8 protein-coding genes are annotated in these 13,066 nt (G+C 63.9%); 6 read left to right on the forward strand and 2 right to left on the reverse strand.

What is annotated here, in order from left to right; all coding sequences use genetic code 11:
- Nucleotides 1-2 precede the first annotated feature (2 nt).
- Complete coding sequence (locus B9A15_RS06565) at nucleotides 3-2,060, reverse strand: CHASE2 domain-containing protein (RefSeq protein ID WP_280173781.1); 2,058 nt, start codon at nucleotides 2,058-2,060, stop codon at nucleotides 3-5.
- Nucleotides 2,061-2,062: 2 nt separating this feature from the next.
- Complete coding sequence (locus tag B9A15_RS06570) at nucleotides 2,063-5,656, reverse strand: FecR domain-containing protein (protein WP_084409253.1); 3,594 nt, start codon at nucleotides 5,654-5,656, stop codon at nucleotides 2,063-2,065.
- A gap of 307 nt (nucleotides 5,657-5,963) precedes the next feature.
- On the opposite strand from B9A15_RS06570, the gene ytfQ reads away from it, so the two are divergent.
- From ytfQ to B9A15_RS06600, 6 genes are all read left to right on the forward strand, one after another.
- A complete protein-coding gene (gene ytfQ, locus B9A15_RS06575; protein WP_084409254.1) occupies nucleotides 5,964-6,926 on the forward strand; it encodes a galactofuranose ABC transporter, galactofuranose-binding protein YtfQ in 963 nt (320 codons plus the stop codon).
- Nucleotides 6,927-7,079: 153 nt separating this feature from the next.
- On the forward strand, nucleotides 7,080-8,627 hold the full coding sequence (ytfR, locus tag B9A15_RS06580; RefSeq protein WP_244556817.1) for a galactofuranose ABC transporter, ATP-binding protein YtfR: 1,548 nt from the start codon (nucleotides 7,080-7,082) through the stop codon (nucleotides 8,625-8,627).
- Nucleotides 8,624-9,673, forward strand: a complete 1,050-nt coding sequence (locus B9A15_RS06585; RefSeq protein ID WP_084409256.1) for an ABC transporter permease — start codon at nucleotides 8,624-8,626, stop codon at nucleotides 9,671-9,673. The genes ytfR and B9A15_RS06585 overlap by 4 nt, the downstream gene beginning before the upstream one ends.
- Nucleotides 9,673-10,656, forward strand: coding sequence for a galactofuranose ABC transporter, permease protein YjfF (gene yjfF / locus B9A15_RS06590; RefSeq protein WP_139798261.1), 984 nt, complete (start codon nucleotides 9,673-9,675; stop codon nucleotides 10,654-10,656). Before B9A15_RS06585 ends, yjfF begins: the two co-directional genes overlap by 1 nt.
- Nucleotides 10,653-11,390, forward strand: coding sequence for a FadR/GntR family transcriptional regulator (locus tag B9A15_RS06595; RefSeq protein ID WP_084409258.1), 738 nt, complete (start codon nucleotides 10,653-10,655; stop codon nucleotides 11,388-11,390). Before yjfF ends, B9A15_RS06595 begins: the two co-directional genes overlap by 4 nt.
- A 370-nt stretch (nucleotides 11,391-11,760) precedes the next feature.
- Nucleotides 11,761-13,026 (forward strand): adenylate/guanylate cyclase domain-containing protein, encoded by a 1,266-nt coding sequence (locus B9A15_RS06600; RefSeq protein ID WP_139798243.1) that lies wholly within the window; start codon nucleotides 11,761-11,763, stop codon nucleotides 13,024-13,026.
- Nucleotides 13,027-13,066: the final 40 nt, after the last annotated feature.

Here is a 13,066-nt window from a genome sequence, read left to right on the forward strand (position 1 = left end):
GATCAGACCATCGATGCGCTGCGGCGCTGCCTCTCGCGCTCGGCAATGCGGGCGAGCAGGTCCTCGAGCTCCTGGCGCATCTTGGCTCCGGCCTGCGCTGCCTCCTCGCCGGTCAGAAGCCGTTCGACGGCCGCATCGAAGCTTGCGACCTCTTGCGATGTCGGGGAAGCGCCGGAAAGGACCGTATAGACCGGCGCAACGCCGCTGCGGCCCTTGACCGAAATGCGATCGACGAGGACCGGGCGCATCGTCGTTGCGAGTTGCGTCGCTGTGGTCTCGCCGAGAAGCAGCGGGACGGCACAGCTCTTGGACGCGCCTTCAAGCCGTGAAGCGTAGTTCACGGCATCTCCGAGCACCGAATAGTCGAAGCGGCGAGACGAGCCCATATTTCCCACGACGCAGATGCCGCTATTGATGCCGACGCCGATGGAGAGAGCCGGCGCGCTCTCGCCGAGTTCCTCTCGCAGCTCCCGATTGACGCCCTCGACGGAGGCCAGCATGGCGAGCCCGGCCTCGACCGCACGGCGCGCATGATCCGGATCGTCCAACGGCGCGTTCCAAAAGGCCATGATGCAATCGCCGATGAATTTGTCGATCGTGCCGCCGCGTTCGAGCACCGCGTCGGACAATGGGGTCAGCAGGCGGTTGATCAGCTGTGTCAGGCGCTCCGGCTCGTCTTTCATGGACTCGGCAAGGACAGTGAAGTTGCGCACGTCGCTGAAAAGGATGGTCAGCTCCCGCCTTTCGCCGCCGAGCTTGAGCGCCTTCGGATCGCGGGCCAGCTTATCGACCATGGCCGGCGCGAGATAATGGCCGAAGGCGCGGGTGACGTCCCGGCGCATGCGCCGCTCCTCGGCGATGTCGCGCGCCGCGAGTGGCGCGAGGACGCCGGCGATACAGAGGGAAGGCGCTAGCGGCGGCAGGAAGAGGCGAAAGCCTTGCAGAGCCAGAAGATCGACCGCGACAACGACGAGGATGAGAGCGAGAGCGCCGGCTAGCGTCCAAAGGTCGGCCGGACGCCAGGCGAGTGCCGCCGCAAGCGCGCCGAACAACGCGATGAGAAGGGCGTTCTGCGTTGTGCTCGCCCAGCCAAAGGAGAGGCCGTGGCGAAGGTTGTCGAGGATCGTCGCCTGCATCTCGACGCCCGGCACGAGAAAGCCGTCGCGAGCCGTCTCGGAACTGGCGAAACTGTCGACGCCGCCGACCTCGGAAGCAACGGACATCTGCAGGCTTCGACCGACGAGAACGATCTTGTCCTTCAGGAAATCCGGCGGCAGGAAACTCTTAGGGTCGAGCGCCTGGTAATAGGAAATGGTCGGATAGGAGCGCGCGGGTCCCATCGTCTGGACCATGCGGCCAGCCGCTTCTACCAGCGGGAGCTGCGGGCTCTCGCCAGCCGCCGTCAGGATCTCGGCCGCAAAGCCGTCCGGGAAGGCCGGGATGCGGCGCAGGACACCGTCCCGGTCGAGGACGACGGAGGCAAGTCCTGCACGGGCGCCTTTGGCCAGAAACATCGGCAGCGGCTCGGTGCGCACGAGCTGGCTCATATGCGGCGTTTCGATGATGCTCTCGTCGGCCGCCAAGACGACGTCCGGTCCGAGAGAGGCCGCCAGCGCCTCGTCGGAGCCTTCGCTCGACGGTTCGGCAAAGATCAGATCGAGGCCGACGGCCTTCGCCCCGGCGTTTCGCAACGCTTCGACAAGCTGCCCATGCAAAGCGCGGGGCCAGGGCCATTGCAGGCCGATCTCGGCAAAAGACGGCTCGTCGATCGCGACGATCACGACGCCGCCGTCCTCCTCGCTCAAGGCCTGCAGGTCAGGTGCGAAGAGCGGCACGACATAATCGAAATAGCGTGCCTCGGCCATGCGGAAGGGCTGCCACATGGACAAAGACAGGGCGGCGGCAATCGCGATCACGGCGACGACGAGGGTTTCGACGAGCCGTCGCCGGCCCTTCGACGTCTCCGCCGGCTGGCGATCAGCGCGACGGCGAAAGCGCCAGGGCAACCGGCCGGGGCGATGGCCGGAAGCTCGCCCGGCGGACACCGTCTCCTGCGTCACGCTCAGAACCGCGCCTTCACGCTCGCGGTGATCATGCGGCCGGCGGTCGGGACCAGCGGCGCGACCTCGATCGCCTCGTCGAAAATGTTGTAGACGCCGGCATCGATACGGATGCGTCGGTTCTCGCTCTCCCAACTGCCCGAGATGTCCGTGACGAACGCGTCGTCGAGAACGAGCCCGTTCTCCGAAGACAGACGATCACCCAGATAGGTTTCGGCGAGCGTCAGTGTGAAACGGCGTGGATCGACATAGGTGAATGCTAGGCGTCCATTCCAGTCGGGCACATAGGGCAGGCGGGATTCGGTCCCTAGCAGGCTGCCTTCGGAAAAATTGCGCGCGACGGTGAGCGAGGCCCCGAGCCCGTCGCCGATCCAGATATCGGCGGAGGCCGCGATCCGGTCGATCGTTCCGTCTTCGATGAGGATACCCGCGTCGTAATTGGGGATCGACAGGGACAGGTCCTCAAGCTTTTGATGCTGATAATCGAGTGCCGTGAAGAACCAGGGCGACCATTCGCTGTCCCAACGCACAATCGCGCTTTCCACGCGTTCGGCGGACGGGATTGCGTTGGCACGCAGGCCGAGCAGGGCCACCGGGGCGAGCGTGTCGCCATCATCCTCCGGCCGCTGCTGCAGATAAGCGGCGCGTAGCCACTGGCCGTCGATCGGCATGAAGGCCGCGCCGATGCGCCCATCGATATCGTCGTCGCTGCCGCCGGCATCGGAGGCCCGATGGCGGACGAAGACGCCGCCTTCCGCCTGGAAATGCGGCGTGAACTCGACCGTCGCATCGAGCCAGCCGCGCGCCCTGTCGACCTTGTCCTGATCCGTCTCGTCGAGGATTTCGGCCCGCTCGCCTTCGCCCTCGATCACGACATTGCGTCTCACGGTCTGCCGGCTGCGGCCGACCTCGCCGCCATAGCGCATGGTGATGCCGCCAAGTTCGACGAGATGGGACGCGCTGACCTTCACCTGATCGGCGTCGGTGCGGAAATCATAAATGGTCGGAAACAGACCGACATAGGGATCGGGGCGCAGGCGGGAACGTGTCTGGGCTCCGGTCTGCCCGAAAACCGCGACATTGAGGATGTTGTGATAGGCGAAGGTGTGGCTCCAGCCGATGAAGCCTACTCCGGCATCGGAGCCGTTTCGGTCAAAGAAGGTTTCGCGTGCCGTTGGAAGTGCCAGCCCGCCATCGGAAAACGTAGCGGTCCCAAAGGCAGCGATGCGGTCGTAGGGCGTCGGTTCCAGACCGAAACCGAGTGTCGCATTGACCGTCTTGTCCCGTTGTTCGGCATAGTCGTAGCCGATCCGGTCATAACTGACGCTGGCGAGAAGCGAATAGGGTATCGGCAGATAGCCCAGCGTCTGCACCGTCACATCGCCGAAACCGCCGAACCGATCGTCGCGGTGGCGAAAGCCGCCCGTCAAATTCGTCTCGAAGAAGGGTGTTGCCAGAAAGGCCGGCGAGAGCTCCGATCCGACCAGACCGGACGGGTCGAAGAGGAGGCCCTGGGCGAGCAGCGAGAGAAAGCGGGAATCGGTCCCGCTGTCGGGATTGGCTACCGTCAGACCGCGATCGAGAGCGAAGACGGGCGCCGTTCCGGCGATTGCCTGGTCGAAATAGCCGCCGGACTCGAAGCTGTCGAAAGTCAGATCGCCATAATAGCGGCCCCAGGCATTCAGCGAGAGATTGCGATAGGCACTGCCGACGATTGAGCCGCCGTCGCGCGTGGCGCGGATCGATTCATAATCGCCGCCGCGTGCTTCCGTCCGGCGCACCGATTCGCGCGCGAAGCGGATCGCCTCATCGGCTTGATATTCATAGAGCGCGAGAGCGGCGCGATATTGCGGAATCTCCGGCGCGTTGGGATCGAGGCGGTCGGCATTCTCGAAGGCCTGTTCGGCCATATCGATCTCGCCATCGGCCGCATGAAGAGCGCCGAGAGCGAGAAGCCCATTGGCAAATCCCGGATTGGCGGTCGTTGCCCTGAGGAAACTATCGAGAGCGGCTTCGCGATCGCCTTCCAGCATGTGCTGGCGGCCGCGAACGAAGAGCGCGACGTCGAAAGCAGGGTCGACTTCGAGCGCCCGGTCGATCAGCGCACGCGCCTTCTCGATGCGCCCATGGTCTAGATAGAAGAGGGCGAGATTGGCGAGGGCGACCGGATCGAGAGGGTCGAGCTCGACGGCCTTGAGGAAGGCCGCCTCCGCCTCCCGGTCGGCGCCGCGTGTGTCGAGGATGAGCCCGTAATTGTTCCACATGGTGGAACTGCCGGGCGCTAGTGCGAGCGCGGCTTCCGCATCGGCTCGGGCGCCTTCGAGATCGAAGGCGACGCCGGCCTTGTAGTCCGAGCGCGTCGAGAGGACTTCCGGATCGCCCGGATCGAGAGCGCTCGCCCGATCAACGGCGATTTTCGCCGTGTCGTAGTCGCTCGCGATGAGGGCGATCTGAGCGAAGAAGGCCTGAAATAGTGCATCGTTGCGAAAGCGCGGTTCGGCCAGCTTGATGGCTTCTAGGGCGGCTCGCGGCGAGTCCACGATTGCCGTGATCAGAGCGTCGCCTGCAACCGAAATTCGGTTCGAGCGATCGAGTGGCGGGCGGGGCAGGGCGAGCGTCGGATCGGCCAGGGACCGGGCGAAATAGGACTGATAGGTCGCCGTCATCGCCTGTTCGCCCGAGAGACGCGGGCGGGCCTTGTCGAAGAGCCGCGCAGCCTCGCCATAGCGTCCCGCACGGCCGGCGATCAGCGCCTCGACAAAGGTCAGCCGGGCATCCTCACTGACTGACAGCGGCAGCTGACGCGCTTGCCGCACGGCCTCGATCGCCGCCGCCATGCCGTCTCGATCGAGTGCGATCTCGGCGGCAAGAACGCGCTCGCTCGCGCCCCGATTGGTGAGCGGGACCGCGTTGAGCCGTTCACGGGCCGCCGACAGAGAAGAGCCCTGCATCGTCGCCACGGGAAAGGCCTCGAAAGCGGCCCGCACGGTGACATTGACGAGCATCTGTTCATGGACATCGTCGGCGATGATGACGATCTTGCTCGGCGCCGAGCCGAGGGTCGCGGCGGCGGCTTCGCCCTGGCGAACGGTCACCGACCCTTGCGGATTGGATAATTCGACGGCGCCTTCGAGAACGCTCAAAGTCGTTCTGTCGCCATCGACGCGCATCGTCCAGTCGGTGCCCCGAATGGCGGCGGTCGCCGCCGCCGTCTCGACATAGACCTGCGGTCCGCCGCGCGCGGCCCGCGCGAAGATCTGGCCGGCTTCGAGGCTGAGGCGCGTATCACCGCCGGGGATGCGCTCCTTCACGACGAGGGTCGAATTGCGAGCGACGCGAATCTGGGTCTGGTCGGAAAAGAGAATGGCCAGCTGGCCTTGCGCATTGGTGCGCAAAACGTCGCCGGCCTTTACGTCCTGCAGCACTTCCACATTGCGCCAGGACGGCGCGTCGACGAATTCGATCTCCTCGCCGATCTGCGTCGCGATGACCGAGCCTGCGGCCGGCGCGACGCGTGGCACAGGCTCGGCTCGGGCCGAGGCGGTGACGAAGATTGCGGCCGTCATGGCCGCGGACACATGCCGAAACCCGTTCATGGGAAAGGTCCAGAGGAAAAACGAACCAGCAACGCTTTGGCCTGAAGCCTCGACAAGTCAAGATGGAACAGGGGGTTGGCGAGGCCTCCTGGTTCCGCAGCGTTATGAAATGCTCAGGACGTTGCGCTTGGGATACGGCCGGTGGCGCCGTGAGACGGTTCGCGCCGACCGCGAGCCAACCGGTCTCCGGAAGGCACCTGATACCAGACGTTAGATTCTTTCTCGGACCCGCTAGACATCATTTGTATTATTATAATACCCTGCGACTCGCTGGTCTGGAGGCCAGCTTTTCCAGGGAGGAAACTCGATGCGCATTCTGAAGACCCTTGTCGGCGCAGCCGCGCTTGCAGGCTTGATGACCACCACCGCACTCGCCGCCGACATGACGGTTGGCTTCTCGCAGATCGGATCGGAATCCGGTTGGCGCGCCGCCGAGACCACGCTGACCAAGCAGCAGGCCGAAGAGCGTGGCATCGATCTGAAATTTGCCGACGCCCAGCAGAAGCAGGAGAACCAGATCAAGGCGATCCGCTCCTTCATCGCCCAGGGTGTCGATGCGATCCTTCTCGCTCCGGTCGTCGCGACGGGCTGGGATCAGGTGCTCGAAGAGGCCAAGGAGGCTGAAATCCCGGTCGTTCTCCTCGACCGCACGATCGACGCGCCGGATGATCTCTATCTGACCGCCGTAACCTCGGACCTCGTCCATGAGGGCAATGTGGCTGGACAGTGGCTCGCGGACAAAGTGGGCGACGAGCAGTGCAACGTGGTCGAGCTGCAGGGCACGACCGGTTCCTCTCCGGCGATCGATCGCAAGAAGGGCTTCGAGCAGGCTATTGCCGATCACGACAACATCAAGATCGTCCGCTCTCAGACCGGCGACTTCACCCGCACCAAGGGCAAGGAAGTCATGGAGAGCTTCCTGAAGGCCGAAAATGGCGGCAAGGACATCTGCGCTCTCTACGCGCACAATGACGACATGGCCGTGGGCGCCATCCAGGCGATCAAGGAAGCCGGTCTGAAGCCGGGCGAGGATATCCTCGTCGTCTCCATCGACGCCGTGCCGGATATCTTCCAGGCGATGGCCAATGGCGAGGCGAACGCCACCGTCGAGCTGACGCCGAACATGGCTGGCCCGGCCTTCGACGCTCTGGAGAAGTATAAGGCCGACGGCACCGAGCCGCCGAAGTGGATCCAGACCGAATCCAAGCTCTATACCCAGGCCGACGATCCGATGAAGGTCTACGAGGAAAAGAAGAACCTCGGCTACTGATCGCAGCGTCGATCCTCCCGGACGGTCGCTCGGCAGTGATAGCCGGGCGACCGCTTCGCCGGTCAGCCTGTTTCGGAGGGCGTGCTCCTCCTTGAGCTTATCCCGTTGTCTTGAATGGCTGACGGTATCAGCGGGGTCCCGCCGGCTTCATTCATGGAGACTATCGCGATGGCGGCCGAGCGAGCCCTTCTCGAAGCGAGAGGGCTGTCGAAATATTTTCATGGCGTGACCGCGCTGGACGGCGTCGATTTCGACCTCCATGCCGGTGAAATCCACGGGCTGCTCGGTGAGAACGGTGCCGGAAAGTCCACGCTGATCAAGGTTCTCACCGGCGCCTATCGCCGGGACGACGGGCGGGTGAGCCTCGACGGGGCGCCGATCGACCCGCGCGACGTGATGGACGCCCAGTCGCTCGGCATCGGTACGGTCTATCAGGAGGTCAATCTCCTGCCGAACCTGACCGTCGCGGAAAATCTGTTTCTGGGCCGAGAGCCCAAGCGCTTCGGCCTTGTCGATAGCCGCGCCATCAACAAGCGCTCGCGTGAGATCCTTGAAGGCTATGGCCTGTCGATCGACGTCTCCGCGCTTCTGTCGACCTATTCCGTCGCGGTTCGCCAGATCGTGGCGATCGCCCGAGCCGTCGATATTTCCGGTAAGGTCCTTATCCTCGACGAGCCGACGGCCAGCCTCGATGCGGCGGAGGTCGACCGGCTCTTCGCCATCTTGAGCGACCTCAAGGCGCGGGGCCTTGGGATCATCTTCATCACCCATTTCTTCGATCAGGTCTATCGTATCTGCGACCGCGTGACCGTTTTGCGCAACGGCCGGCTGGTCGGCTCGCGCCCGCTCGAAAGCCTGAAGCGGATCGAACTCGTCTCGATGATGCTCGGGCGCGAACTGGAGTCCGCCGAAAGCGGCGATCATGGCCGCGCGAGCGAGGTCAGGGGCGAGGTCGTCGCCGCTTTTAAAAAGGTCGGCAAAAAGGGCCGCATCGCGCCCTTCGATATCGAGGTGCGGCGGGGCGAAGTCCTGGGCATTGCCGGGCTCCTCGGCTCGGGCCGGACGGAGAGCGCCGAATTGATGTTCGGCATTCACGAGCCGGACACCGGAGCGATCGAGATCGATGGCGCCAAGACCAGCCTGGGCTCGCCGCGCGATGCCATTCGCAAGGGCTTCGGCTTCTGTCCCGAAGACCGCAAGCAGGATGGCATCATCGACGATCTCTCGGTGCGCGAGAATATTGCGTTGGCGCTCCAGGCTCGGCGTGGCTGGGCCAAGCCGCTTTCGCGCCGCGAACAGGACGCGCTGGCCGATCGCTATATCGAAGCGCTCGACATCCGCACCTCCGATCGTGAAAAGCCGATCAAGTTCCTGTCAGGCGGCAATCAGCAGAAGGTGATCCTCGCCCGCTGGTTGGCCACCGATCCGCGCTTTCTCATTCTCGACGAGCCGACCAGAGGCATCGATGTGGGCGCCCATGCCGAAATCATCCGGTTGATCGAAGAGCTTTGCGCCGAAGGCATGGCGCTGGCCGTGATCTCGTCCGAGCTGGAAGAGCTCGTCGCCTATGCGACGCGCGTGCGCATCCTGGCTGATCGGCAGCATGTGGCAGAACTGGAAGGAGAGGACGTGTCCGCGAACGGGATCATGCGCGCCATCGCGGCCGCCGAAGGCGACAATACCGGCGAGGCACGCTCATGAACGCCTCGCTTCGCTCCGGTCTCCTCCGGCTTGCCCCACAGATTGCGGCGCTCGCCGTTATCCTGGCGCTGTGCGCGGCCATCGCCCCCGGCTTCTTCGACATTTCCTTCGCCAATGGCCGCCTTTATGGCAGCCTCATCGACATTCTCAATCGCGGGGCGCCGACGGCTTTGCTCGCCATCGGCATGACGCTCGTCATCGCCACCAAGGGCATCGATCTGTCGGTGGGGGCCGTCATGGCGATCTGCGGCGCGACCGCCGCCGCCCTGATCACGAGCGGCTACGGCCTTCCCGCAACGCTCGCTTTGACGCTCGCCACCGGTATTGTGTGTGGCCTTTGGAACGGCGCCCTTGTCGCCTTTCTCGGCATTCAGCCGATCATCGCAACCCTCATCCTGATGGTGGCCGGGCGCGGGATCGCTCAGCTCATCACCGAAGGCGTCATCCTGACCTTCAACGATCAGGGTCTGATCTTTGTAGGCAGCGGCATTCTCTTCGGTGTGCCGATGCCCGTTGTTCTCTGGATTCTCATCGCGCTGGCCGTCGGGCTTGCCGTGCGCTTCAGCGCGCTCGGCATGTTGATCGAGGCGGTCGGCGTCAATCGGCGGGCCGCATATCTTTCGGGTGTCGGCACTGCGGGCCTGCTTCTCGCCGTCTATGCCCTGTCGGGCTTTTGCGCCGCGATCGCCGGGACGATCGCGGCCGCCGACATTCGCGGCGCCGATGCCAATAATGCAGGCCTCTGGCTGGAACTCGACGCGATCCTCGCGGTCGTTATTGGCGGCAACTCGCTTCTCGGTGGACGTTTTTCGATCGTCGGGTCCCTGGTCGGCGCGATGATCATCCAGTCGATCAATACCGGCATTCTGCTTTCGGGCTATCCGCCGGAATTCAATCTCGTCATCAAGGCGGTCATCATCGTCGCCATCCTCGTCCTGCAATCTCCAACGAGCCGCGCTTTCCTGGCGTTTGCCTGGCGCAAGCGCAGCTCGGCCTCGCAAGAGGCGGCAGGACAACAGCCAGCTCCGGGGAGACAGGCATCATGATCGGGTCCCGCTATCTTCCGCTTCTGACGACGCTGGCGATCTTCATCCTAGCTTATGCCCTGTGCATCGCCCAGTTCCCGAACATGCTGTCGACGCGCGTGCTCGGCAATCTCCTGACGGATAATGCGTTTCTCGGGATCGCCGCGGTTGGCATGACCTTCGTCATCCTGTCCGGCGGCATCGATCTCTCGATCGGGTCGGTCATCGCCTTTTGCGGCGTGTTTCTGGCGGTCGGCATGGGCGAATGGGGCATCCCGCCGGTTCTGGCGATCGTCCTCCTCCTTGTCATCGTGACGGCCTTCGGCGCGACCATGGGGGCAATGATCCACTATCTTGCCATGCCAGCCTTCATCGTGACTCTGGCGGGCATGTTCTTTGCGCGCGGCATGGCCTTTCTGCTCTCCACCGCCTCCGTGCCGATCAACGCACCCCTCTATGACACGCTGCAGAGCCTATATTTCCGCATGCCCGGCGGCGGACGCCTGACCTTCATCGGTATGGTGATGCTGGCGGTCTTTATCGGCGGCATGATCCTCGCCCATCGCACGCGCTTCGGGCGCAATGTCTATGCGATCGGCGGCAATGTGCAGTCGGCCGAGCTGATGGGCGTGCCGGTCGCGGCGACGACGATCGGCATCTATGCCCTGTCGAGCTTCCTCGCCGGAATTTCAGGGATCGTCTTCTCCATCTATACCTCGGCGGGCTACTCGCTCGCGGCCGTCGGCGTGGAGTTGGACGCCATCGCTGCGGTCGTCATCGGGGGGACCATTCTGACCGGCGGGTCGGGGTTTGTCGCCGGCACGTTTCTCGGTATCCTCGTCATGGGTCTGATTCAGACTTATATCGTATTCGATGGAACTCTCTCGAGCTGGTGGACAAAAATCGTGATCGGCCTTTTGCTGTTCAGTTTCATTGTGCTCCAGCGCGGCTTGGTCTGGTTCACCGAACGGCGCGCCAACGCCGCTGCTGCGGCGCACGCATGACTGGCCTCCTGCGGGCCCTCGCGCCCGAGGCCGCTTCGCGAACGAGCCACGCCCATGTGGTGGCGAGCCTCGGACGCCAGATCGTCTCCGGCTATTTTCCGCCCGGCACCATCCTGCCCGGCGACAAGGATCTCGGCGAACGCTTCGGCGTGTCGCGAACCGTCCTGCGCGAAGCGATGAAGACGCTCGCGGCCAAACGCCTGATCGAGGCGAAGACGCGAGTTGGCACCAAGGTGCTTGAGCCTGAGCGGTGGAACCTTCTCGACTCGGATGTCTTGCGCTGGCGAGTGGAGACCGGGCTCGACAAAGGCTTCATCGAGGATCTGGCGGCCATGCGCCTCGCCTTTGAGCCCGAGGCTGCAGCCCTTGCGGCCCGCCGCGCCACCGCCGAGGACATCGCACGGCTGCATGCCATCGTCGACGAACTCGGCGATCTCGGCCATGACCGAGCCAGCATCGCCTACGTGGATCTCGACTTTCACATCGCGATTGCCGACACCTCGCGCAATCCCTTCATGCGCGCGACGAGCGGCCTTATCGAGGCCGCACTGTCCATCGCACTCCGGCTGAGCTCGCCCGCCGACAATCCCGAACTTATCACGGACCTTGCAAAGAGCCACCGGCGTATCGTCGATGCCATCGAATCGGGCGACGAAGACAATGCCAGACGCGCCATGCGCGACGTCATCGAGCTTGGCGCGACGAGGACCCAGCAGGCGCTCGGGAAAGAGTAAGGGCTCGTCCCGTCGCTCGCAGCTTGGAGAATGCCGACCGGCTGAAATATCAAGCGGCCACTCCCGAGATGCTGCAGCCGATCAGTGCGGTGCCGTTTGCCCTTGATCAAACGATGGGTGCTCCACGACGCGCCGCGTCGGGAGAGACCAACCAAAGCCCCCGCTCCGTCATGTGGTGCAGATCGCCAATGGTTCTCTCCGGGGAGGCGGGTTTATGTCGGACAGGCAGAGCCAAGCGAAGGCTGATCGGTCGACACAGTGTCCATCATCGATGCCCACTGTGAGGACGCCATTGTTGCACCTATTTATTGCGCAATGGAACGCCGGGGCGACGATGGTCGACCTGGCCACCGACAGGGAATTTGCCGACATGACCACGACGATGCTCTCCACTTTGGGCGTGGAGCCGGCCCTTTCCTTGGGATCGGACGAAGCTGAATTCTGGCCGTCGCAGCGGACGGAGGTTCTCGACTGGTTGATCCGGCGCACCCATCAGGAGCGCTTTGTCGACGTAATCCTTCAGGAGTTGTGCGAGCGGCTTCTCGGAATGGGCGTCCCGGTGGCGCGTATGACGCTTCATCTGCGCGTTCAGCACCCTCAATGGCAGGGTGCGCGTATTCTTTGGCGCAAGGGCGTCGAAGAGATGGATCTCGAGACCTTCGGTCATGGAACGCTGGATGGGAAGGAGTATCACGACAGTCCGGTTGCCGAGATACACCGCGGCGCGGCCTTCTTGCGAGAGCGTTTGACCGGTCCCAGCGCTTCACATCGCTACGACCTCTTCGACACGTTGCGTCAGGAAGGGCTGACCGACTATGCCGCCTGGCCGATCGAGCATACGCTCGGGCGTCAGCATGTGGTGACTTTTGCGAGCGACGCGCCCGGCGGCTTTTCCGATGCGGATATCGAGATGCTGTCCGATCTCGTGCCGGCGATCGCGGTGACCAGCGAGGTCAGGCTGAAGAATCGCCTCGCGCGCACCCTTTTGGAAACTTATGTCGGACCGCACGCCGCCGAGCAGATCCTCGCCGGAGCGATTACGCGCGGCAGCGGATCGACGGTCGCCGCGGCGATCATGGTCTGCGACATGCGCGATTTTACGTCGATCTCCGAGCTGTGGCCGCGCGACGACGTGATCGATCTCCTGAACGGGTATTTCGACGCCATGTGCGAGCCGATCGAGGCCCATGGCGGCGAGATCCTGAAATTCATCGGGGACGGTCTTCTGGCGATCTTTCCGCTGGATCGGCCGAGCGCCTGCGCCGATCTCCTCAAGGCGGTGGCCGAAGCACAGCGCTCGATGGCGTCGCTCAACGAACGGCTCGTCTCCGACGGTCGCGAGCCGCTGGACTATGGAATTGGGGTCCATGTGGGCGACGTCATGTATGGCAATATCGGCTCGCGCAAGCGGCTCGACTTCACGGTCATCGGGCCGGCGGTCAACACGGCCTCGCGGCTTGAAAGCCTGACCAAGATCTTGAGGCAGCGCGTTCTCGTCTCGCGCGCCTTCGCCGAGAAGGCAGGATGCTTCCAGGCGCTCGAATCGCTCGGCCGTCACGCTTTGCGGGGGCTGGACAAGGAGGTCGAGGTCTTCGCCTTCAAGGCGGATACATGCGAGTATCGGGCCGAAGGATAAGCAAAAGGGCGCCCGGCGGGCGCCCTTTAATGCTTCCGAG

Source organism: Fulvimarina manganoxydans (assembly GCF_900176465.1).
GTDB lineage: Bacteria > Pseudomonadota > Alphaproteobacteria > Rhizobiales > Rhizobiaceae > Fulvimarina > Fulvimarina manganoxydans.